This is a genomic window from Thauera butanivorans (assembly GCF_048398245.1).
GTDB lineage: Bacteria > Pseudomonadota > Gammaproteobacteria > Burkholderiales > Rhodocyclaceae > Thauera > Thauera butanivorans.
In genome coordinates, this window is the sequence record NZ_CP183040.1 from 1 (window position 1) to 21,245 (window position 21,245).

20 protein-coding genes are annotated in these 21,245 nt (G+C 62.9%); 8 read left to right on the forward strand and 12 right to left on the reverse strand.

Annotated elements, in window-relative coordinates; all coding sequences use genetic code 11:
* Positions 1-16 precede the first annotated feature (16 nt).
* Together ACNQFN_RS22925 and ACNQFN_RS22930 are read right to left on the reverse strand one after the other, a co-directional pair.
* The gene (locus ACNQFN_RS22925; RefSeq protein ID WP_013521176.1) at positions 17-298 is read right to left on the reverse strand and encodes a type II toxin-antitoxin system YafQ family toxin; all 282 of its coding nucleotides are present in this window, start codon (positions 296-298) and stop codon (positions 17-19) included.
* Complete coding sequence (locus ACNQFN_RS22930; RefSeq protein WP_013521177.1) at positions 285-551, reverse strand: type II toxin-antitoxin system RelB/DinJ family antitoxin; 267 nt, start codon at positions 549-551, stop codon at positions 285-287. Before ACNQFN_RS22930 ends, ACNQFN_RS22925 begins: the two co-directional genes overlap by 14 nt.
* Positions 552-668: 117 nt before the next feature.
* On the opposite strand from ACNQFN_RS22930, the gene ACNQFN_RS22935 reads away from it, so the two are divergent.
* The 4 genes from ACNQFN_RS22935 (at position 669) to ACNQFN_RS22950 (ending at position 6,090) form a co-directional block, all read left to right on the forward strand.
* Positions 669-1,412, forward strand: coding sequence for a type IIL restriction-modification enzyme MmeI (locus tag ACNQFN_RS22935; protein WP_418649033.1), 744 nt, complete (start codon positions 669-671; stop codon positions 1,410-1,412).
* 231 nt (positions 1,413-1,643) lie between these two features.
* The gene (locus tag ACNQFN_RS22940; RefSeq protein ID WP_418649022.1) at positions 1,644-2,606 is read left to right on the forward strand and encodes a replication initiation protein; all 963 of its coding nucleotides are present in this window, start codon (positions 1,644-1,646) and stop codon (positions 2,604-2,606) included.
* 1,709 nt (positions 2,607-4,315) lie between these two features.
* Positions 4,316-5,002, forward strand: a complete 687-nt coding sequence (locus ACNQFN_RS22945) for a hypothetical protein (RefSeq protein WP_418649023.1) — start codon at positions 4,316-4,318, stop codon at positions 5,000-5,002.
* 203 nt (positions 5,003-5,205) lie between these two features.
* Positions 5,206-6,090 (forward strand): DNA-binding protein, encoded by an 885-nt coding sequence (locus ACNQFN_RS22950; protein ID WP_418649024.1) that lies wholly within the window; start codon positions 5,206-5,208, stop codon positions 6,088-6,090.
* 752 nt (positions 6,091-6,842) lie between these two features.
* Here the strand turns inward: ACNQFN_RS22950 and ACNQFN_RS22955 are convergent.
* The 9 genes from ACNQFN_RS22955 to ACNQFN_RS22995 form a co-directional block, all read right to left on the reverse strand.
* Positions 6,843-7,886, reverse strand: coding sequence for a DMT family transporter (locus ACNQFN_RS22955; RefSeq protein WP_418649025.1), 1,044 nt, complete (start codon positions 7,884-7,886; stop codon positions 6,843-6,845).
* A gap of 90 nt (positions 7,887-7,976) precedes the next feature.
* Positions 7,977-8,633 carry a DsbA family protein gene (locus tag ACNQFN_RS22960; RefSeq protein ID WP_418649026.1) on the reverse strand — a complete coding sequence of 219 codons (657 nt, stop codon included), beginning with the start codon at positions 8,631-8,633 and terminating at the stop codon, positions 7,977-7,979.
* Positions 8,630-9,055 (reverse strand): disulfide bond formation protein B, encoded by a 426-nt coding sequence (locus ACNQFN_RS22965; RefSeq protein ID WP_418649027.1) that lies wholly within the window; start codon positions 9,053-9,055, stop codon positions 8,630-8,632. Before ACNQFN_RS22965 ends, ACNQFN_RS22960 begins: the two co-directional genes overlap by 4 nt.
* A gap of 526 nt (positions 9,056-9,581) precedes the next feature.
* Entirely contained in the window at positions 9,582-9,968 is a 387-nt protein-coding gene (locus ACNQFN_RS22970) for a hypothetical protein (RefSeq protein WP_418649028.1), read from the reverse strand.
* Between the two features lie 41 nt (positions 9,969-10,009).
* A complete protein-coding gene (locus ACNQFN_RS22975; protein WP_418649029.1) occupies positions 10,010-13,129 on the reverse strand; it encodes an efflux RND transporter permease subunit in 3,120 nt (1,039 codons plus the stop codon).
* Positions 13,130-13,144: 15 nt separating this feature from the next.
* Positions 13,145-14,257 (reverse strand): efflux RND transporter periplasmic adaptor subunit, encoded by a 1,113-nt coding sequence (locus tag ACNQFN_RS22980; protein WP_418649030.1) that lies wholly within the window; start codon positions 14,255-14,257, stop codon positions 13,145-13,147.
* A complete protein-coding gene (locus tag ACNQFN_RS22985; RefSeq protein WP_418649031.1) occupies positions 14,254-14,820 on the reverse strand; it encodes a hypothetical protein in 567 nt (188 codons plus the stop codon). Before ACNQFN_RS22985 ends, ACNQFN_RS22980 begins: the two co-directional genes overlap by 4 nt.
* A gap of 17 nt (positions 14,821-14,837) precedes the next feature.
* A complete protein-coding gene (locus ACNQFN_RS22990; protein ID WP_418649032.1) occupies positions 14,838-16,106 on the reverse strand; it encodes a TolC family protein in 1,269 nt (422 codons plus the stop codon).
* Positions 16,107-16,721: 615 nt separating this feature from the next.
* Positions 16,722-17,060: a DUF4148 domain-containing protein gene (locus ACNQFN_RS22995; RefSeq protein ID WP_418649006.1), complete on the reverse strand. Its 339-nt coding sequence runs from the start codon at positions 17,058-17,060 to the stop codon at positions 16,722-16,724.
* A gap of 169 nt (positions 17,061-17,229) precedes the next feature.
* On the opposite strand from ACNQFN_RS22995, the gene ACNQFN_RS23000 reads away from it, so the two are divergent.
* Together ACNQFN_RS23000 and ACNQFN_RS23005 are read left to right on the forward strand one after the other, a co-directional pair.
* Entirely contained in the window at positions 17,230-17,916 is a 687-nt protein-coding gene (locus tag ACNQFN_RS23000) for a heavy metal response regulator transcription factor (protein ID WP_418649007.1), read from the forward strand.
* 2 nt (positions 17,917-17,918) lie between these two features.
* The gene (locus ACNQFN_RS23005) at positions 17,919-19,265 is read left to right on the forward strand and encodes a heavy metal sensor histidine kinase (protein WP_418649008.1); all 1,347 of its coding nucleotides are present in this window, start codon (positions 17,919-17,921) and stop codon (positions 19,263-19,265) included.
* Positions 19,266-19,338: 73 nt separating this feature from the next.
* Here the strand turns inward: ACNQFN_RS23005 and cadR are convergent, their stop codons facing one another.
* Positions 19,339-19,773 carry a Cd(II)/Pb(II)-responsive transcriptional regulator gene (gene cadR / locus ACNQFN_RS23010; protein WP_418649009.1) on the reverse strand — a complete coding sequence of 145 codons (435 nt, stop codon included), beginning with the start codon at positions 19,771-19,773 and terminating at the stop codon, positions 19,339-19,341.
* A gap of 110 nt (positions 19,774-19,883) precedes the next feature.
* Here cadR and ACNQFN_RS23015 point away from each other — a divergent pair, with 110 nt between their 5' ends.
* Together ACNQFN_RS23015 and ACNQFN_RS23020 are read left to right on the forward strand one after the other, a co-directional pair.
* Positions 19,884-20,513, forward strand: a complete 630-nt coding sequence (locus tag ACNQFN_RS23015; RefSeq protein WP_418649010.1) for a cation transporter — start codon at positions 19,884-19,886, stop codon at positions 20,511-20,513.
* Between the two features lie 49 nt (positions 20,514-20,562).
* The gene (locus tag ACNQFN_RS23020; protein WP_418649011.1) at positions 20,563-21,222 is read left to right on the forward strand and encodes an ArsR/SmtB family transcription factor; all 660 of its coding nucleotides are present in this window, start codon (positions 20,563-20,565) and stop codon (positions 21,220-21,222) included.
* Positions 21,223-21,245: the final 23 nt, after the last annotated feature.

Consider the following 21,245-nt stretch of genomic DNA (forward strand, 5'->3'; position numbering starts at 1 on the left):
CTTCAATCGGACAGGCTCAACCGAAAAGCTCGCTGTGCGAGCCAAGCCGTGCCAGTCGGAGAGTGTCGGCATCCGACTTGCGGTAGATCAGCAGCAGGTCGGGCTTGACGTGGCATTCCCGATAACCTGCCCAGTCGCCGCTCAGGTCGTGATCGCGGAATTTTGCGTCAAGCGGCTGATCGGTCGCCAGGGCCACGAGAACGGGCTTCAAATCGCTATCGAGCGTAGCCCGATGCTGGCCCTTGGCCTCGCGCTTGTAGTCGCGTTTGAAGGCTGAGGCGCGATCAATCGTCCGCATGCAAGTCTGCCATCAGGTCATCAACGCTGGCGAAACGCTTGCCTTTCCCAGCCTCAAGTTCGGCAATGGCCTTGCGCGTGGTGGCGTTAGGGGCTTTCACATCGAAGGGCATCCGGCGCTCATCAGCAATGCGCAGCATCAGCAAGCGGATGGCGTCAGAGATGGACAACCCCATTGCTTCGAGCGCATCAGCGGCACGCTCCTTGGTGCTGGTGTCGATGCGAGCGCGGACATAGGTATCGGCGGTGCTCATGGTCATTTCCCTTGAAGGTTTCAGAGGCTCTATTGTAGTCGCAATGTGACTACAGCTTAAGGGCAATGCCGGTTTGCTTACCGTGCTTTGTTGTCCGTTTTCTGAGACGACCCCTATATCGGCGGTGAAGAGCTGATCAACGGTGGGCGTCGCTACTGCCTTTGGCTAAAAGGGATCTCGCCTAAGGAGCTGAAGTCCATGCCGGCGGTGATGAAGCGTGTCGCGGCCGTCTCCCAGGCACGACTGAAGAGTCCGACCAAAAGCGTTCAAGCCTTTGCGGACAAGCCCACCCTCTTTACCCAGGATCGCCAACCCGACAAGGACTACCTCGGTGTCCCCGAAGTCTCGTCCGAGCGTCGTCGCTTCATTCCCATCGCCTTTCTCTCCGCGGACATTATCGCGAGCAACAAGGTCCAGATCGTGGAAGGGGCAACGCAGTACCACTTCGGTATGCTGTGCAGCACGATGCACAACGCGTGGGTTCGCACTGTCGCTGGTCGTTTGAAGAGCGATTACAGCTATTCGCCGGCGGTGTACAACAACTTCCCCTGGCCCACCCCCACCGACAAGCAGCGCGCGGCCATCGAGGCCGCCGCGCAAGCCGTGCTCGATGCGCGCGCCGCACACCCCGATTCGAGTCTCGCCGATCTGTACGACCCGCTCACCATGCCGCCCGATCTGGTGAAGGCGCATCAGAAGCTCGATGCAGCTGTGGATGCGTCGTATGGATACAAGGGCGGTTCGACCGATGCCGCGCGGGTGGCTTTTCTGTTCGGGCTGTACCAGGAACTCACCAGCCTGCTGCCTGCGGTGGGCAGTAAGCCCAAGCGCGCGCGGCGCGTGAAAGCGGCGGAGGCCTGACAGACGGTGCGGCTCGCCGTCGCGTTTTTACTTCTGTCATGAAACGGGTATTCTGAACCCCAGACAGGCGAAAGCCCCGGACGGCGGGAACCGTTCCGAGGCTTTTGCGATTCACCCGGAAGCACGGTCATGGACAAGATGGCCGTGCTTCCTTGCCGATCAACCTGCACAACCAGGCGAACGACTTGAAGCTGATTGTAGCCAAAGCCATCGCCCCAAAGGAAGGGGAAGATGGTCGAGTTTGATAGAGTTTCGACATGTTCCGATCAACAGCTGGACTTGTTTGAGGCCTCCCGCTGGCCCCGGAAGCCCTACTGCTCTGACGATCTCGAGCAGGGGCTGTGCATCCGCTCGTTGGCCTCGGCGATCAAGCGCCCCTACATCCAGGCCAACCCTCCGCATCTGCGTGTCTGGTCGATTTTCGACGTCGACAGACCAGGTGCGGCCGTACTCTGGGAGGATCAGGGGCTGCCGCCGCCCTCATGGGCCGCGGTCAATCGGGAAAACGGGCATGCCCACCTGGTCTGGGGACTTTCCGTTCCTGTGCTGGTGGACTCACCTGATCTGCGCCAGGCGCCCATGCGTTACCTGTGCGCGGTGGAATCTGCTTTCCGCGCTCGGCTACAGGCCGACCAGGGCTACAGCGGGCTCATCACCAAGAACCCGGCCCATCCGCTCTGGAAAACCCTGCGCGGTCCCCAGCTTGGGTACGAGCTGGGTGATCTGGCCGACTGGGTCGATCTCCCCAAGCACATTCCGAAGCGCAAGCCTGAAGAGGTGGGTTTGGGCCGCAACGTCACGGTGTTCGACTGGTTGAGGCTCTACGCCTACCGGAAGATCCGGCACTACAAGCTCGACGTGCGCAACTTCATCCAATGGCAGTCACACATGAACGGCAAGGCGCTCGAGCGTAACGGGGACTTTCTCTACCCGCTGGACGGGCGTGAGGTCTGGCACATCGCCAAGAGCGTGAGCAAGTGGGTGTGGCACAAGTTCGACCTGGCGGCGAGTGATGCGCGGTTCAGTGCGCTGCAGGCGCGTCGTGGAAGTAAGGGGGGCGTTGTGCGCTCTGCCTCTTACGAGGAGCAGCGGGCCAGCGCGTGCCTTATGCACGCTCAAGGCATGAGTGCGCGGGCCATAGCGCGTGAGTTGGGGTGCTCACCTCAGTCGGTGCTCAACTGGGTGTCCAAGTAGCCATAATCAGATAACAGCCCAGCGGGGGTGGTCGGTTTTTTAGGGGTTCTGTTTTCAAAAGAAAACAGTGTGCGCTCCCGGACGTTCCGACTGAGCAGCCCTTGGGCTGCGATGGAGGTAGGCCGGCGACAAGCGAGAGCGCGTCAGGAACGGTAGTGCTGGGCGCTGAACTGGCACTGCCCAGGGGTGGGGGTCCGGGGGAGGGGCAGAAAAAACCCCCAGCCGATGGCCGGGGGTTTGGAGTCGGCTACTTGAGCCTGTTGTTCGCCTCGAGGGCTACTTTCGTTGCCTGGGTTCCCCCAGGTACTGCTCCGAAGAGCTGTCTCGGCTTTTCAGCCAGCATCTGCTCACGGCGGGTTTTGATTTCCGCCGCGGCTGCTTTGAGCATGGCAGCTCGCAGCTCACAGTCCTTTACGTTACCAGCGCCACCATCTCGCCGTCGCCATGATCGAAAACCGGCTAGCCCTACATTGGGCAGGGCAGGTGGATCGGACTACCCCAGCTTCTCGGCCGAGGATCGGTTGTTGCTCGTTGAAAATCCGTCGTCCAACTTGAACGAAGGTCCATTGCTTCTTGGAAGGCCTGCCAGGGCCGCTTCCGTATCGCGTTTTCTTCCGTCTTCGCAAAAATGACGGGCCGGCCAAGGCCCGTCACGTCTCACACACACACACAGTCACAACAGCATCACCCCAGGCTTTAAGTCCCTTCGTCACATCCGTCAGGTCTGCAACAAAGATCAACCCTACTCGCCCAGTCTCCCACTCCTCCCATCCGCGCCTGCCACGGTCACGGTACTGCTGGGTAGGAGCTTCCCGTCTTAGTACATCTCGTCGACGTAACACGCCGCCGCGCTCCACTACGCATGCTTAGCCCTATGGGCCTACCCCGACCAGGTCGGGTTTCAGGGGGGTGAGGTTCCAAAGCCCCTCCCTTACTACATGCGCGCTTCATCACGCCCTGACCAAACACATTGGTTCCACCCAATGCGTCCAGCGGCTTGTTACGACTTACCGCGCCGCACCCTTTCATGGGCACGCTTTGTGGCTTGAGCTATACAGAGATCCAGGGAGGTTGCCCTCCCTGGTACCAGATCTTCCAGGCTTCCCCTCAGATCCCTGCCGTATTACTACGGCCTCATCTACCCACCACCGCGGTGTTCGTCCGACCCTCACGAGCCGGCCGCCCCCGGGATTTTCACCCGTTCGACATATACAGGGTTGGCGTGGTTACCCACGCGCCCGTTTCGACGTCGCCCAACATCGTTTTTTCGCGCTACGGCCCCGTTGGTTCCCAAAAAGGGGGGCAACGGGCTGCGACGTGCGAAGGAGTCGAAGCAGGGAATCACACCCCACAGCGCTCCTCGTATGCCGCACCAGCCCTATTAGAGGCATGCGGCTCCAGGCAATGCCCTCTTGCGTCTCACGACGTTCGAGGCCCCCTTTCCTGGGGGTGACGAACTGGGTGGCGCCCAGTCCGGTGTGACGGTCTGCGTGTGCGGGGGTGGCGTCCCCCGCACAGCGACCCTCCGGGTGTGTGTGCGGGATGGCTAGCCCCTTGTTCGCGTGACGTCCCGGCCATTTTGGACAGGTCAGCCGACTTTTCGCAAGCTCAAAGTCGGAACCTCATATTGTGTGGTCCCTTTTGGACCACCTAGATTTGACTTAGAATCTACACCATTGCAATGAGGTATCTTTGTTAGGTTCCTAACTATGTCGATCTTACCCGACAGCCTGACCTACATGCAGCGCGTGCAGGACACTGCCCGTCTGGGTTACCCCTGGTACGTCACCGGAGAGCTTTCCCTCGAGAAGTGGCCTTCGCTTGAGATCAAGCTGACCGAGCTCTACGACTGCAATTTACCGAAATCCACCCGCAGCAAGCGGCGCTCGAGCGGCGAAGCCGTCACGTTGCTCTACGCCGTCGCCGGCCCGCCTGACCAGTCCCCGCGGATGGTCCGCTGGCTGATGGCGGTCACTGACGGCAAGGGGCGGGTACATGCCCGCGAAAAGCTCCTGCGGTTTGACGCCGAGCGCTGCAGCTTCATCGACCGGTATGAACTGGTGCACGACGGCGTCGGATGGTCCTGGCGCATGAACCGCAAACGGGTTGAAGCGCTGCGCGAGCGCATCCACGAAATCGCCTCTGCGCCGCCCCAGCGCCGGCAGATCCGGCGGGACGATCGGGGCGAGTTCGACGCCGAAATCGAGGCCTTGATGGATGAGCTCTATCGCGCGCCGGGGTTTCGTCTCATGCGAAGGCAGATTGGAAAACTCGTGGCCTTCGCCCAGGGCGAGTGGCGCCGGCTGCGTCCCGAAAGCGGGCCGCAGCTCCGACCGCGGACGTTTCTGCCTTACATGACCAGACGCTCCAATTCGCCGCGGCAAGACGTGCCGTAGCGGTTTCCTGCCTTGTCCGACGCAGCCCCGACTTTCCGCTCTGGAGTCTCGGGGCTTTTTTTCGCGCACTTGCATGCCCGACGCCGCGCAAGTGCGCGAAGGTATTGCTGATGTGTGGTGTATCTCTTGCATTTCATACCTGTATTGTGTATCGTATCAATATCAATACGAAATACATGATATTAAATACAGGAGAGATACAGATGGCACGCGAAGGGATTACGTTTGAGCAGGTCGCCGCCGCCGCCGATGCGCTGGTCGGTGAGGGGGTGCAACCGACGATCAGGGCGGTTCGCGAGCGCTTGGGCACCGGAAGCCCAAACACCATCCATCGGCACCTCGTTGCTTGGCGTGAGGCGCGTCCCGCAGCGACTGTCACGGCGCCCGAGCTGCCCGCGGCCTTGGCAGCGGCCATTGCGACCGAGATCGAGCGGTCGGCCGCTGCAGCGCGGGCCGAGGTTGAGGCGCGCCTGGTGCAAACACAGTCAGAAGCTGCCGAGCTGTCAGCCGCCGGCGAGGCGCTCGAGGCCGAGCGTGATGAGCTACTTGAACAGGTAGCTACGTTGACGACCGAGCGGGCCACCTTGGCGGGGAAAGCGCAGCAGCAGGCTGCTGATCTGGCCGAGGCGCAGCAGCGCATCGAGCGCGAGCAGCAGGCGGCCGAAAACGCTCGCATCGAACTGGCGACCGCACGACTGAAGATCGAGTCGCAAGCCGAGCGCCAGACGGAACAAGCCGCCGAGCTCGAGCGCTTGCGCACGGCGTTGGCCGAGGCGCAGCAAGGGCGCATCGCCGCCGAGCAGCAGGCGGCTGTACTGAGTGCGCGCCTCGAGGCGATGACCGATCGCGCGAGCCGGACTGAGGCGCGGGTGGAGGGGCTCGAGAGGCAGCTACAGCAGGCAGGGCAGGAGCTCAGCAGCGCGCGGGTCCAGGTGCAGGCCCAGCAGACGGCGCTCGATGGCGCGGTGCGGGAGATCGAGGCGGCGAAGCGTCAGGTGGAAGAGGCGCGGGCGCAGGCGAAGAAGGCCGGCGAGGAAGCGGCCGAGTTGCGGGGGCGCCTGGTGGCTGTTCAGCCTGGAAAGGGCTGATTGTCAGCAGGCTCGAGGCGAAAGTGTCTCCTTGGGGTTCTAAGCCGGAATCGCCGAGATTTCCGTCATCCCAGCTCCAGCCCCGCCGCGAGCGCATCCAGCTCGATCATCTTGGCGTCGCTCTGGAAGTCCTTGGGTGAGCACGGTCACGATTCTTGATGGTTCGTTGGTCACGAAAGATGAGGGCCGTCGCATGCGTGATCCGGAAGTTCGACCACCTTGGGGCTCTGCCCCAAACCCCGCACTCGCCGTGGGGCAGCCGGGCCAGGCTTGCACCGCCTGGCCCGGCGCCGATAGCGTAGATTGCCTACAAGGCGTCAAGGGTGTCGCTTCGCCGCAGTCCGTTGGACTGCGCCCTTGACCCCTCTTTGGCAAAAGTCATCCCAATGCCCTTGAGCAGAGTGACCACACAATAAAATCAATGACTAAGCCGGACCGCCATCATCGAATTTGATCAGATTTTCGCCCAAGACCATCGAATCCGATGACCACACTCACTTGGGAGAGGCTTTTCGGTTTCTGCCGGAGGTTGTCTCCCGGGGAGACAACCTCCGCTGAGCTTTGGACGAAACGGCGTCGACTGTCCAATGTCGCGCGCGGTGCGGCCAAAGGCCTCGACGGCCCCGGGGGAAGGAACGGCTGGATGCGACCCGTAAGAGACATTCATCATCTCGATGGTGCAACGGCGAGTCTCTGAGTCAAGCCGCCGCCTGAACCCGTAGTTGACGAGCAGCATGTCGGCGCTGAGTGGCTCAATGCAAATGCTGGTGATGAATATCCGGAAAGTGCGGATGCTTGTGCACCATCGCCTCGTGCCGGTGCCAATGCTCGTGGGGCTCCTCGCCGGTCCACGCGAACGCATGCTCGTGCTGGTGGTGATCGTCGTGGACATGCCGATGACTGTGTTCCATCGGCTCGTGCGCATGTTCATGCTCATGATGCTCGGTGAGGTGCAGCCATACGCCCCAGGCCATCAGGGCGGCGGCGAGCCAGAACGCGCTTGAGGTCGACTCGCCCAGCACCACCAGCGAAACCGCTGCGCCGATGAAGGGCGCGGTCGAGAAGTAGGCACCGGTGCGCGCCGTGCCCAGTCCGCGCAGCGCCAGCACGAAGAGCGCCAGGCTGATGCCGTAGCCCAGCAGACCGACGGCAAGGGTTCCGAGCAGGATCGGGCCAGTGGGCAGACTGGCGCCAAGTGCGAACGCCAGCCCCGCATTGACCGGGCCCGCCACTACACCCCTCGCACCGGCGATGAACAGCGCATCCGAGGCGGAGACTCTCCGCGTCAGGTTGTTGTCAATGGCCCAGCACAAGCAGGCAGCGACGATGGAAAGGGGTCCGTACCAATCACTCGTCCCATCATCAGCGCCCGACCAGGAGAGCACCACCCCGCCCGCCACGATGGCAAGCATGCCGAGCACGATGCGGCGGTCGGCGTTTTCCTTGAAGACAACCCAGGCGATCACGGCGGTCAGCACCGCTTCGAGGTTGAGCAGCAGTGAAGCCGTCGAGCCGCTGGTGCGCGTCAGGCCGAACATCAATGCGAGCGGTCCGAGTACGCCACCGAAGAAGACCGCGCCAAGCAACCAGGGCCATTCGCCCTCGGCGAGTCCCGAGGGGCGCCAGGTGCGGTCGCGGATCAGCCGTGCCGCAGCCAGCCCGACTCCACTCCCGAGATACAGCAATCCCGCCAACAACCAGGGCGACATCTCGCCGACGAGCAGTTTGGCGAACGGGGTGCTCGCACCGAACAAGGCTGCCGCGAGCAGAGCGTGCATGACGTAGATGTTGTTCATGACCTCGCCAGATCCGGCAGGCCTCCCAAAAAAGGGGCACGCTGAACGCGACCGCTTCCATTGTGCCCCCAGCGCTGTGCCATCAGCCAGTTAGGGGCGCGACGTGGCAACCTCCTCGGCCACCAGACGTGCCAGTTGGTCAGGACCGAAGCTGGGCAGGCTGCGTCCATTGACGAAGAAGGTGGGGGTCTTGCTCACCTGCAGCGCAGTCAGGTCCTCGACGTCCTGCGCGATCACGGCCTGGATCTCGGGCGTCTCCATGTCCTGCCGGGCGCGCACCATATCCAGGCCGGCGCGCGCGGCTGCCTCGAAGGCGAGATCGAGATTGGGCGCCGCATGGTCCGCCCACTGCGGTTGCGCGGCCAGCAGCGCCTCGAGCACCGGGGTGTAGAGCCCTTGCTTGCGCGCGGCCTCCATCAGTTTCACCACCTGGTCCGAGCCGTGGTGGAAGGGCGCGTAGCGCAGCGCAAGCCGGACCTTGCTCGGATGCTGGGCCATGATCTGCTTGACGAGCGGATAGAAGGCGCGGCACGTCTCGCAGGCGGGGTCGAAGAACTCGACGATGGTGACCGGCGCGTTCTGCGGGCCGATGATCGGGGTGTGCATCCGCACGAGGCGGCTTGCTTCCACCGCGACGCGCGTGTCCTGCTCGGCCTGCGTGCGATCACGGTAGGCATCCATGCCGAAGTAGAACGCCAGGCCGAGGATCAGCAGCACGGCGAGTGCCAGCAGTTTTCGTGTGTTCATGTACGGGTCCTTTTCAGATAAATCGTCAGGGCGGCGGCGATGGCGAGGAAGGCCCCCAGCGACAGCCAGGGAATCTGGATGTTGCCAAGGATGACCAGGGCCTGCTGGCTGCACGAAGGGCCAGTGCCGCAAGGCACCCACCACTGCGGCACCCATCCTGCGATCAGCGCGCTGTGATAGGCGGCCAGCGCGAGCCCAGCGAGCGCGAACGGCATCGCATACACGGCTCCGCGCCGGTCCTCGGCGAACACGGCCATGCCCAGGATGATGGCCAGCGGGAACATTGCGATGCGCTGGTACCAGCAAAGTACGCAGGGCGTCATGCCCATCACTTCGCCGATGAAGAGCGCGCCCAAGGTCGATATCAGGGCCACGGCCCAGGCGGCCATCAGCCACCACCATTGTGTTCGTTTGTCGTGCATCGAGTCGGTCTTCAGCGCCTGCAGTCTAGATGGCGGGAAGCGCGACGGTCCGGGGTGAGCTGCCAGTCAGAATCGGGCCGTCGGACAAATTCGTGGGAAGCCGTGAATCAGGAACCGCGTGCTGGAATCGGTGCAGTGCAGTCCTTCAAGTTGACGTAGACCTTGTCTCCCAACCGCAGCTTCGATTCGGTAGGTAGTTTCGCGGTCCGCGCGTACGGATGGCCATTTCGTAGCAATGCGATCGTTACGTAGGTGACATCATTTGCCTTCTCGGATACCTGGTCTCGGCAGTCATAGAACGCGGGTCGCTGTAGGTCCTTTGCGGGACCGATTTCGACCACCGTTCCCTCGCGCCAACCGTCGCTCTAGGCATACTTGCCCTCGTGCACGATCGAGGTCGCACACCCCGTCAAAACACCCATTGCCATAAGGACCAAGCCTACTGCTATCGTTCTTTTCAGTTGATCTGCTTCGTTCAATTTAGAAGACCACCTGCTGCATGATTGCCACAGGCGGTCGTATCGCGTCATTTCAAGTTGAAGCGCGCAGTGGTCGAGGGTTTGCCCGAGAGGGCGACAACCGCAATCAGCTTGGTTCCCGCGCCGACACGGAAACTGCCCCTGGCTTCGAGCCGATCCCCCGCTGGTTTGAGCTCAACCTCCTGCTTTTCTGCACCGGAGAGGACCGTGAGCTTTGCGCTGCCGTTGGTCACATCGACCGGTTTGCCGTGATCGCGAACATGCAACTGGATCACCTCTGGCTTGGCGACGAGCTCGAGGTCGAGATCCTTGACCTCGACTACTACCCCTCCATGCAACGATTCATGTACATGCGTATCGTCATGTTTTTCCGCTGCAAAGGTGGGGCCCACTGCCACCAGGGCAGCAATGGCGACAAATGGTAAGAACTTCATGGTTTCTCCTTTCAGGTTTGTGCAGGGGGAGGTGAGCAGCGTCAGAATGCCTCGGCGTTCCGATCGTCGAGCAGACGTTCAGCGTCACGGCGACCGAAGAGCCAGAACATTGCCGGGGTCAGGAAGGTATCCAACAGGGTCGAACTGATAAGGCCCGAGAAGATCACCACGGCAACCGGATGCAGAATCTCGGTACCCGGGCGCTCAGCCTCGAACAGCAGCGGTGCAAGCGCAAACGCAGTGACCAGCGCGGTCATCAGCACCGGCGACAGACGCTCGATCGAGCCGCGCAAGATCATCGAGTGGTCGAAACCCTCGCCCTCGATTCGCATCAGGTTTAGGTAATGGCTGACCTTGAGGATGCCGTTGCGCACCGAAATACCCGCGAGCGTGATGAAGCCGACGAGTGCCGCGACCGACAACGGCTGACCTGAGATCCACAGACCAATCACTGCCCCGACCAGCGCGAGCGGGATGTTCGCCATGATGAGGGCCGAGAGTCGAACCGACTTGTATCGGCTGTAGAGCACGACGAACATCAGCACAAGCGAGACGATCGACAGCAACCCGACGAGCCGGGAAGCCTCTTCCTGGGCCTGGAACTGCCCGCCGAGGGTAATGAAGTAACCCTCGGGCAACTTCAGGTCGGCCACGACGGCGCGGATGTCCTCGACGACCTCCGAGAGCGGACGTTGCTGCGCGTTGGCCGAGAGCACGATGCGGCGCTTGCCGTCATCTCGGCTCACCTGGTTCGGGCCGTCTCCATCCTCGATTGACGCCAGCTTCGACAAGGGCACATGTCCGGTCGGCGTTTCGATCAGTATCTGTGCCAGCCCGTCGACCGATCGCGCCGTTTCGGGCAGACGCACGACCAATGCGAACCGCCGGCCACCCTCGACGATCTGGGTGACCTTTTCGCCCTCGACGAGGTTCTGCAGCGCCGCCAGAGTCTGCGGCGCTGGTACGCCGTAACGGGCTGCCGCTGCATAGTCGATCCGCACCTTGATCTGCGGGGCGAGCACTTGCTTCTCGATCTCCAGGTCGGCGAGCCCCGGGATGGCTGCAAGCCGCGTTCGCAAAACGTCAGCCTGTCCGCGCAGGCTATCGAGATCCTCGCCGAAAATCTTGATTGCGATCTGAGAGCGCACGCCCGACAGCATGTGGTCGATGCGATGCGAGATCGGTTGCCCGATCGCGATTGCCGCCGGCAGATTGACCAACCGCGACCGAATATCGGCGGTGATCTCACCCATCGAGCGGGTCAACTCACCGGCAGGTCTTAGTCCCACATCGAGCTCGCTGACGTGGACGCCTTCCGCATGCTCGTCAAGCTCGGCCCGTCCGCTTCGACGTCCGACGTGTGTCACTTCGGGAACCTGTTTCACGAGCACTTCCGCTTGTTGCGCGAGCGCTGTCGACTCTGCCAGGGTGACGCCCGGGTTGAGTCGCATGCCGATCAGCAAGGTCCCTTCGTTGAACGGCGGCAGAAAAGTCGTCGGGAAAAACGGTACCGCAGCGGCAGCGATCACCACTGCAACCCCACCCGCTGCGAGGGCCGCCTTGGGATGCTCGAGCACCCCCTGCAACGTCCCGCGATAGCGCGCCTTGAGCCAGGCGAGCAGACGCGTGTCACCGTGATCGAGAGATTTCATCCGGGGAAGCAGGTAGAAGGACAGCACCGGCGTCACGGTGACCGAGACGATCAACGATGCGAGCGTGGAGACGATGAACGCCACGCCGAGCGGCACAAATAGCCGCCCCTCCATGCCGGGCAGCGCAAAGAGTGGCAGGAACACCAGCACGATGATGATCGTCGCGTAAAGGATCGCCGAGCGCACCTCCATCGTCGCGCGGGCCACGAGTTCGATCGGATGCAGCCGATGATCATGATGCTTCGAACGATCCTCCTTCAAGCGTCGCAGCACATTCTCGACGCCCACAACCGCATCATCGACCAGCCCGCCAATCGCAATCGCAAGACCGCCTAGCGTCATCGTGTTGATCGACTGCCCGAAATACTTGAAGACAAGGGCCGTCATGAAGATGGATACGGGGATCGCGGTGAGCGCGATGATCGTTGGGCGCAGGGTGCCCAGAAAGAAGAAGAGGATCGCCGCAACGAACACCGATGCGCCAATCAGCTTGCCCTGTAGCGTGGTGATCGACGCTTCGATGAAGGTCGCCTGACGGAACGTCACCTCCGGCGCTTCCATCCCCGCCGGAAGCGATTTCTTCATCTCTTCGAGCGCAGTTTCGATCGAGCGCGTCAGGTGAATGGTGTCCGCCGTAGGCTGTTTCTGGATGCCAAGGATCACGGCCGGTTTGCCCTCGAAGCCGGCGTCCCCCCGTTTGGGTGCCGCCGCGAAGGTAACGGATGCAATCTGACGCAGCAGGATCGGCTGGCCATCACGTGCCGTGATCGCGAGGTTCTTAAGATCGTCCAGGCTCGAGGTCCGCCCGAGGTGGCGGATGAGGTATTCGCGACCGTTCAGTTCGAGAAAGCCCCCCGAAGTGTTCGACGAGAACCCTCTGATCGCACCTTCCAACTGCTCCAGCGAAACGCCGAGCTCGGCCATTCGGCGGGTGTCAGGCTGGACCTGGAACTGCCGCACTTCCCCGCCGATCGGGATGACTTGCGCGATGCCGGGAATTGCCATGAGGCGAGGGCGCAGGATCCAGTCGGCGTACTCGCGGACCTGCATCGGCGTGATCTTCGCAATGTCGATCGGAATCGCGATCTGCATGATCTCGCCCATGATCGAACTGATCGGCCCCATGCGCGGGATCACGTCTTCAGGCAATCCTTCCTCCATGGCCGAGAGACGTTCCGACACCATCTGCCGTGCGCGGAAGATCTCTGTGCTCCAGTCGAAGGTCACGTAGATGAAAGACAGCCCCGAACTCGAGGTCGAGCGCACGGACTCCACGCCGGGCAAACCATTCATGGTCGTCTCGAGCGGGAAGGTGATGAGTTGCTCGACCTCCTCTGCTGCCATGCCACCGGCCTCGGTCATGATCGTGACCGTTGGCTTGTTGAGATCCGGGAATACGTCCACGGGTGTTCGCGAAAGCGTGAACGCCCCGTAGGCCATCAGGACCAGGCTGGCGATGATCACCAGCAGCCGGTTCCCGAGGCTGTTGTCGAGTAGCCACTTGAACATCTGATGTGCTCCCCGTCAGCGGATCTGGTTGATCAGCGTGGCGGCACGCGTGGCGACCCGCTCACCGGCTTCGAGGCCAGAGGTCACCGCGACATTCACGCCGTCCAGTGGCGCGATGGTGACGGTTCGCGACTCGAAACGCTCGGGCGCCGTCTTGACCCAGACGATGGTCTGGTTTGCCGGATTTTTCAGCACCGATGCTGCGGGAACGCTTACACCCTGCTGCGTGCTGCGCGTCTGCACGTAAACCTCGACAGGTTGTCCCACGGCAAGCCGGGTCAGCGCATCACCGTCGGCCGTAAAGGCAAGGGGCAAGGCCTGCTCGCGCAGGATACGGGCGGCACCGATGAAAGTGAGCGGAATCCGCTGTTCGCCAACGGCGAGGGTTGCCGAGGCAACATCTGCCGCGACCTCGGGATCGTAGGCGAGCGCCTCGATGCGCAGCCGCTTCGGGTCGACGATCTCGAACACGAGCTCGCGCGCATCGACGACCTGGCCTGACACGGCGTTGCTCGAGGCAATCACACCGCTGACAGGTGCAGTAAGGACATCGCGCGCATTCAGGCCACCACCGATCGCTCTCGATCGGGCAGCCAGACTGGCAACTTCGCTTTCAGCAGCCTCGATCTCCTTGCGCGGGACGGTGTCGGCGAGCTCCTTCAGGCGCGCAAGGCGCTTCTCCGCAAGCGCCCTCGCCGCCTGCAGTTCGGCGAGCTGCGCGAGCTGGTTAGACCGTTCGATCTGATCGATCGAAGGAATGACGTGAGCCAGTACGTCACCCTTCTTCACGGTCTGTCCGACGCTCGGCAAGCCATGCGGGCCCGCCTCCAGGCGCCCAGCCATCATGGCCTGCACCTTCCCGCCGGCGTTCGGGTCCATGACCACCTTGCCAGCCAGCGCGGTGGTACGCGGCAATTCACCGGTTTCCGTGATCAACGTGCCAACGCCGATCTGGCGTTGAGCCGGCTTGGGCAGGAAAACGCTGCCATCGGCTTGCCGTTGCGGCCCATTGCCTCCCGCAACAGCCGGGCCTTGATCGCCATGATCATGGCCTTCGCCGGCAAAGGCGTTCCACGAGGCACTGGCCCATACCAGCGCCAGAGCAGCAGTCAGGACGCTCAGCTTCATGCGGCACCTCCAGTCGATCGATTGCGGGAGCTTCCCCTGCGAAGCGCTGCCCAGCCGATGAGGCCCAGCACGAGCGCCCCTGCGCCCGCCCACGTTGCGTACGATTTCATGCCGATTTCGGCTGTGTCCTCGTGCGTCACGGCCGCAGACTCCTCGTGCACATCAAGTTCTGTGGCGAGCAGATCGGCGTCCTCTCCAGCCACGACGGTCGCTGTGACGGACACGACGCCGGGCTTGAGCGAGTCCTGCAGCGTGGCTTCGAACTCGCCGTCGGCATGGGGCTCGAGTGCAATCGCAGTGCCATCGAGGGCCAGATCCACCTTAGCGTCCTTGACCGGACTGTTATCGGCGAAACGGTCGAGATAGACGGTGAGGTTCTTGCCATTGACCACGCCGACCATTTCGAAGAGTTCAGAGACGGCAGTGAATCGCGGCAGTGCCGGACCGGCCGTGGGTGCGGGCGACTCACCGTGGTCGTGTCCGTCACCGGCCAGGATCTGCGGGGCAAACCCGGCAAGCACTGCAGCAAGGCTCCATGCCGCCAAGTTGTGAGCGTTTCTCATGTGGGGGTTCCTATCGTTTATTCGGGAAGCAGACCCAGCGCTTGGCGCTGAGCCGAGATGGCGGCTGCCAGGTCGATGTGAGCACGGGCAAGCTGGCGTTCGGCCTCGGCCGCCTCGAACTCGATGCGCAGGCGGGTCGGCAAATCGGCCTCGCCGAGGCGAAACGCCTTCTGGAAGAAGCCGCGTGACGCCTGAGCAAGTTCGGCGCGCCGCTCGGTGGCAGTGAGTTGCTGCCTTGCCGACTCGACGCGTACGCGAGCCACATCCGTTTCAGCCAGCAAACGCTCACGCTCGATCTGAAGCTGAGCCTCGGCCTCGATCGCTTCCGCACTGGCGCTGGCGACGCGCGAACGACTGCGTGAATCGGAGCCGAACGGAATGCGCAAACCCACTGTGACCGTCTGCTCCCAGGGCTCACTCGAGGCGCCTCGCTCACGCGTGGTCGCGAGAGTCAGTTCAGGATTCGCGCGGCCCTGAACACTGGCAAGCGTCATCGCGCGCCGCGCAACGCTGACCTTGTCGCGTAGCTCAACCATCGCCGGATGAGCCGTTTCGAGCGTGTCGATCGGGATCGCGGCGGAGGATATGGGCTCGGGCGTGGGAAGCCCACTGGCGATCCGCTCCGGCGCGACGCCAGTGAGCGCGCGCAACTCCTGTCCGGTCTCTGCGAGCGCGCTTTCAGCGGCGGCGACGACCGTCTCCGCCGTGGCTAGCGCACCGTCGGCCTGATGCTGGTCTGCGCGCGCAAGATCGCCAGCCTTCACACGCCGACTCACGTCATCGGCTAGTTCGCGGGCATTCGCGAGACCTTCCCTGGCCAGCGTGAGGTCGATGTAGGCTCGCCGCCAATCCCAGTAGGCCGTGCGTACCGCTGCGGCAGTGCGCAGCTGCGCGGCGCGGGCGCGGCTCGTGGTTGCATTCAGTTCGGCCGCAGCGAGCGCTGCGGTAGTGGAACGTTCGCCCGGCAGCCAGATCGGCATCGCCACACCGATCTCGTATTCGCGGCTTCCACGATTGCGGTCGAATTGATCCGTCTTGCCTGCCACCTCGAGGGCGGGCGGCTCGACGAGCCAACTGTCGGCACTGTCGCGGCGGGCCTGCGCCGCCTCCTGCTGGGTCGTGAGCGACCGGGCTTCAGGCTGACGCGCCCAGGCTGCCTCGAAAGCCTGCCTCAGCGACAGCGTGTCACTCGAAACCGGCACTGTGGGCTGCTGCGCCCAGGCGCCGCTGACCGTGAGACCGAGAAAAATCCCAGGCAGCCACTTGATACGAAATATCTGAAACATCCAATTCTCCGTTGATGGAAAGACACGGGGAATCGGCAGAGGGGGATCAATTCGATCGCAACAGACGCGCGAACCGGCCGCTCAAAGCGGCAGGAACTCGGGAAAGGGGAGTAAGGCGACCGCCCTGCCGATCAGGCTGGGCGGTCCCATTTTGGACGGTCGGGCTCTGCGGCGTGTTCCGCAAGCTGCCACGCTGAAAGCGTATCGATTGGCTGGGAGTTCAGACCACCGGGGCAAATCGCGCCCGACGCGCTCGCTAGCGTTGCGGAGCCAATCCCGTGGCAGGACGCGCAATCCACGTGCCCCCCCTTGGCCGGACTGCCTTTCTCGTCAACGCTGTCGCCCGCAGTGTGGCGGTGTTCGTGGTGTCCGAAATGGTTCGCAGCGGCACCTGATTCATGTGCGCAGTAGACGCCCAGCGCCGCCCATCCCAGTTGGACGGGCAGCAGGACGAGCAGGAAGATTGCAAACCAACGACGCATGGACTGAATTCTAGCGATAAGGGCGGTTCATGGTCGAGAACGAGTCTTGCGAACTGCAACGCAGCGGGCACCTTGCTGAGACGCCCAGTGCGACGCATCGGAACCATCCGGCGGATCGCACTGGCCGAGCACATCATGAACCACGGTAAAGATCATTCATGTACATGCGCTCCTGAGGCGTCATATTGGTGAGCTCCTTGATGACCTCTTCACGGGTTTTGCCGGGTCCGCTCACACGCGACGGCACCGGGAGGCCCCGCTGGAGATAAAAATAGCTCCCATCGGCCTTCGCCTGCTCAAGTTCGCGCAATACCTCGGCCCGGGTCTTCGTGCTCGTAGAGTGATCGGGGTGGAATGTGAAGCCCTGCTCGCCGGGAGCAGGATGCCACAGCGAATTCGCCTGTACGACTGCAGGTACGCTGAGCATGGCAGCGAGGAGCGAAAGGGTGGCTGTGGTGCGGAACTTCGACATGGTGAGACTCCTTCGTTCAACGTGAGATGAAGCGTACGGCTGCGGCGGCCCGGGGGGCTCCTGCACCGAACACGGCGCTGACTTTAGCCGCCCAACCCCGTCAGATCGCGAACTGCCGGATTACGATTTCGTAATGTCATGGCGCCAAGGTCTCCGCGATAATCCGTGCATGAAAATTCTGGTCGTTGAAGACGAGCCCAAGCTCGCCGAATACCTGCGCAGGGCGCTCACGGAAAGCAGTTACATCGTGGATGTCGCCCACAGCGGGACCGAGGGCCGCCGCCTCGCAAACGACTGGCATTACGATCTCGTCCTCCTCGACGTCATGCTGCCGGGCCTGGATGGCTATGGCGTGTTGCGCGAGCTGCGCCGGGACAAACATGTACCGGTCTTGATGTTGACCGCGCGAGACAAGGTCGAGGACCGGGTCAGAGGACTGCAGGCGGGCGCCGACGACTACCTTGTGAAGCCGTTTGCCCTCTCCGAACTGCTTGCACGCGTGCAGGCTTTGTTGCGGCGCGGTACCTTGACGCCGACTAGCCAGCAAACCATGGTGCTTCGCATGGCGGATCTCGAAATCGATCTGGTGCGGCGCAAGGCTTCGCGAGCGGGGCAGCGGCTCGACCTGACGGCCAAGGAGTTCGCGTTGCTCACCTTGCTGCTGCGCCGACATGGGCAGGTTCTCTCTCGCGCCGCGCTGGCAGAGCAGGTATGGGACATGAATTTTGATAGCAACACGAACGTAGTCGAAGTCGCTGTCCGGCGATTGCGCGGCAAGATCGACGACGCCTTCCAGAAGAAACTGCTGCACACCGTGCGCGGCATGGGGTACGTCCTTGAGGACAGGGAGACCTGAGGATGCCCAATCCCCGTTCCCTGGGGCGCTGGTTATCGTCGTGGCTCGCCGTGCTGACTTTCCTGGGGCTCGGCGTAGTCTGTTCGATCGTCTATGTGACGACTCATCGGAATTTCGCCAGCAAACAGGCGGAGGAGCTTCGGCACAAGCAGAACGTGGTTCGCCATCTCGTCAGCGAGATCGCGACGCAGGACGACTTGCCAGGCCTGCGTCACAAGTTGGACGATTTTTTCGTTGGCCATTCCGATCTCGAGTTGCGCTTGATACAGGGGGACGACACCCTCGTGTACGCGACGTCGGCGCGATCACGCGCTCAGGCCGACCTTCGGCGTCTTGAGTTCGACATCCCTTTGCCTTGGTCGCGTACGGCCGTGCTCCGTGCCGAATTGGCGCTCGACAGCAGCGCCGACCGGCGCTTGTTGATGCACCTGGCGTGGACACTGCTTCTTAGTGCCCTGTCCGGGGCCGTCCTTGTCTCGGCTGTCGGTACCTGGCTGATACGGCGAGCACTCTTGCCGGTACACGATCTCGCACGGCAAGCGGCGAGCCTCAGTCCTGAGAGCGTCGGAAAACCCCTGGACGGGTCCGCACAGGCGCAGGAGCTTCAACCCTTGGTTGCACAATTCAACGCGCTCCTCATTCGATTGGACGACGCCTATCGACAGTTGGAGGGATTCAATGCCGATGTAGCTCATGAGTTGCGCACCCCGCTTGCCACCTTGATCGGCGAGACCGAGCTCGCGCTGAGCCGAGAACGCAGTCTCTCCGATCTGCGCGATGTGCTTGGATCGAACCTCGAGGATCTTCATCGTCTGGCCGGCATGGTTAATGACATGTTGTTCTTGTCGCGGGCCGATCGCGGTGAACACCCGCGTCGACGTCCTGTCGCCAGCCTTGCGGAGTTGGTGACCGAGGTCGTCGAGTTTCACGAGGCTTCATTGCAGGAAGCCGGAGTGAGTGCGCGTGTATCCGGTGACGGCTGCGGCGCCTTCGATGCGGGATTGATTCGTCGCGCACTCTCAAACCTGCTGGCCAACGCGACACGGTTCGCTGAGCGCGGGACGGTGCTCGAGGTCGTCATCAAGCCGGATGGAGATGATCGCATTTGCCTGTCCGTGCGCAACACGGGCCCGGTGATTCCCCCGGAGCATTTGCCTCGCCTCTTTGACCGATTCTATCGAGTTGATCGGGCGCGCGAGCACGGCGACCACCACCATGGGCTCGGATTGGCGATCGTGGCGGCAATTGCGCGAATGCACGGGGGAGCCCCGTTTGTCCGCTCGGCCGCCGGCAGTACGTGCGTCGGCTTTACCGTCTTCGGATCGCCCGCGCACGCCCACGCGGATTGAAGCCGGGCTGATGATCACTCCGTAACGAATCCCGTCAGGAGGGTGCTCGTTGAGCGCGTGCGAAGTCTCCGGGCTAGTCGGAACGCTCATCGTGGCACACACAGGCATCGCCAAGCGTCGGTGCTTCGAGTTCATGCAGGATGCCGCATTGCGCTGCACGATCCGGGGCATCGCACTGGCTGCGCAGGGCAACGAGTTGGTCTTCGAGCGTGCGCAGGCTGTCGAGGCGTGCGCGGACACGGGCAAGTTGGGTGTCGATGAGCGTGTTCACCTCGGCGCACTCGGCAGACGGATCGTCCACAAAGCGCAGCAGCCGCGTGATGTCGGCCAGGGCAATGTCCAGCGCCCGGCAGTGACGGATGAAGGCCAGGCGCTCGAGATGCATGCCCGCGTAGGCCCGATAGCCGTTATGGCTGCGGGCAGGCGCGGGCAGCAGCCCGATCCGCTCGTAGTAGCGGATGGTCTCGACCTCGACATGGGCAGCCTTGGCCAATTCACCAATCTTCATCGCCTGCTTCTCCTCATTGCGACCTGTCACCAGCTTAGCTGCTTGACCCTGTAGCGGCTACAGGGTGTGTCATGCACACCTGTTCCTTTTCCCACCAACAGGAGAACGCCATGTCCGGCTGTTGTTCCCATTCCGCCTGCGATGCCAGCGCGGCGAGCCCACGTTTCCGCCAGGCATTGTGGATCGCGTTGATCGTCAACGCGGCGATGTTCCTGGTCGAGTTCGTCGCCGGCCTCGCTGCCGGCTCGGTCGCCCTATGGGCCGACGCCCTCGATTTCGCCGGCGACGCCGCCAACTACGCGCTGTCGCTGACCGTGCTGTCGTGGGGGTTGATGTGGCGGGCGCGCGCGGCCCTGCTCAAGGGTGTGGCGATGGCGCTGTTCGGCACCGTCGTGATGGCGCGCGCCCTGTGGGCCTTCCAGCAAGGGATTACGCCGGAGCCGCTGACCATGGGTGCAGTCGGGGTACTCGCACTGGTCGCCAATGCGGGGGTGGCGCTGATGCTCTATCGCTTCCGAGGGGGTGACGCGAACATGCGTTCGGTGTGGCTATGCAGCCGCAACGATGCAATCGGCAATCTCGCGGTCATCCTCGCGGCGGTAGGCGTCTTCGGTACCGGTAGCGCCTTGCCGGACCTGATCGTCGCGCTGGTGATGTCTGGGCTTGCGCTGTGGTCGGGACTGCTCATCATCGTCCACGCCCGACGCGACATGGCCGACGCAGAACAGGCTCAACCTTAAGATCCAGCACTACACTTGCAAACATACGCACGCTTGTTAGAGTGTGCGTATGAAACCCAACATCACCAAGTCTTCCCTCTACGAACACGTCGCCCGCATCGGCAAGGCGCTGTCGAGCCCGAAGCGGCTCGAGCTGATCGAACTGCTCGCCCAGGGCGAGAAGACGGTAGAGACGCTGGCGCAGCAGGCGCGCATCGACATGCGTCTGGCCAGCGCCCATCTCAAGGCGCTGCGCGAGGCCCGGCTGGTGGAGAACCGGCGCGAGGGCAAGTTCATCCGTTACCGCCTGAGCGGCCAGGACGTCGCCGAGTTGTGGCTCAACGTCCGCGACGTGGCAGAAGCGCACCTGCTCGAACTGCGGCTCGCGCTCGAGCAGATGAGCGCCGCCCCCGATCTGCTCAGCGCGGAGAGTCGCGAGTCCCTGCTCGCCAAGGCGCGCAGCGGCGACATCGTCGTCATCGACGTACGGCCCGAATCCGAGTACGCGGCGGGGCACCTGCCGTTCGCGCGCTCGATGCCGCTCGGCGAACTGGAAAAGCGACTGGCCGAATTGCCGTCAGGCAAGGAAGTGGTCGCCTATTGTCGCGGCCCGTTCTGCGTCATGTCCGACGAGGCGGTCGCCTTGCTGCGCGAGCGCGGCTTCACCGCGCACAAGATCACCGACGGCGTCACCGAATGGCAGGCGGGCGGGCTGCCTGTCGAGCGCTGATCCATTCAACCTTCACCACAACA

Excerpts from the sequence above, each read along its gene's own strand:
- ACNQFN_RS22925 (WP_013521176.1), bottom strand. The coding sequence starts at position 298 with ATGCGGACGATTGATCGCGCCTCAGCCTTCAAACGCGACTACAAGCGC.
- ACNQFN_RS22930 (WP_013521177.1), bottom strand. The coding sequence starts at position 551 with ATGAGCACCGCCGATACCTATGTCCGCGCTCGCATCGACACCAGCACC.
- ACNQFN_RS22940 (WP_418649022.1), top strand. The coding sequence starts at position 1,644 with ATGGTCGAGTTTGATAGAGTTTCGACATGTTCCGATCAACAGCTGGAC.
- ACNQFN_RS22945 (WP_418649023.1), top strand. The coding sequence starts at position 4,316 with ATGTCGATCTTACCCGACAGCCTGACCTACATGCAGCGCGTGCAGGAC.
- ACNQFN_RS22950 (WP_418649024.1), top strand. The coding sequence starts at position 5,206 with ATGGCACGCGAAGGGATTACGTTTGAGCAGGTCGCCGCCGCCGCCGAT.
- ACNQFN_RS22955 (WP_418649025.1), bottom strand. The coding sequence starts at position 7,886 with ATGAACAACATCTACGTCATGCACGCTCTGCTCGCGGCAGCCTTGTTC.
- ACNQFN_RS22960 (WP_418649026.1), bottom strand. The coding sequence starts at position 8,633 with ATGAACACACGAAAACTGCTGGCACTCGCCGTGCTGCTGATCCTCGGC.
- ACNQFN_RS22965 (WP_418649027.1), bottom strand. The coding sequence starts at position 9,055 with ATGCACGACAAACGAACACAATGGTGGTGGCTGATGGCCGCCTGGGCC.
- ACNQFN_RS22970 (WP_418649028.1), bottom strand. The coding sequence starts at position 9,968 with ATGAAGTTCTTACCATTTGTCGCCATTGCTGCCCTGGTGGCAGTGGGC.
- ACNQFN_RS22975 (WP_418649029.1), bottom strand. The coding sequence starts at position 13,129 with ATGTTCAAGTGGCTACTCGACAACAGCCTCGGGAACCGGCTGCTGGTG.
- ACNQFN_RS22980 (WP_418649030.1), bottom strand. The coding sequence starts at position 14,257 with ATGAAGCTGAGCGTCCTGACTGCTGCTCTGGCGCTGGTATGGGCCAGT.
- ACNQFN_RS22985 (WP_418649031.1), bottom strand. The coding sequence starts at position 14,820 with ATGAGAAACGCTCACAACTTGGCGGCATGGAGCCTTGCTGCAGTGCTT.
- ACNQFN_RS22990 (WP_418649032.1), bottom strand. The coding sequence starts at position 16,106 with ATGTTTCAGATATTTCGTATCAAGTGGCTGCCTGGGATTTTTCTCGGT.
- ACNQFN_RS22995 (WP_418649006.1), bottom strand. The coding sequence starts at position 17,060 with ATGTCGAAGTTCCGCACCACAGCCACCCTTTCGCTCCTCGCTGCCATG.
- ACNQFN_RS23000 (WP_418649007.1), top strand. The coding sequence starts at position 17,230 with ATGAAAATTCTGGTCGTTGAAGACGAGCCCAAGCTCGCCGAATACCTG.
- ACNQFN_RS23005 (WP_418649008.1), top strand. The coding sequence starts at position 17,919 with ATGCCCAATCCCCGTTCCCTGGGGCGCTGGTTATCGTCGTGGCTCGCC.
- cadR (WP_418649009.1), bottom strand. The coding sequence starts at position 19,773 with ATGAAGATTGGTGAATTGGCCAAGGCTGCCCATGTCGAGGTCGAGACC.
- ACNQFN_RS23015 (WP_418649010.1), top strand. The coding sequence starts at position 19,884 with ATGTCCGGCTGTTGTTCCCATTCCGCCTGCGATGCCAGCGCGGCGAGC.
- ACNQFN_RS23020 (WP_418649011.1), top strand. The coding sequence starts at position 20,563 with ATGAAACCCAACATCACCAAGTCTTCCCTCTACGAACACGTCGCCCGC.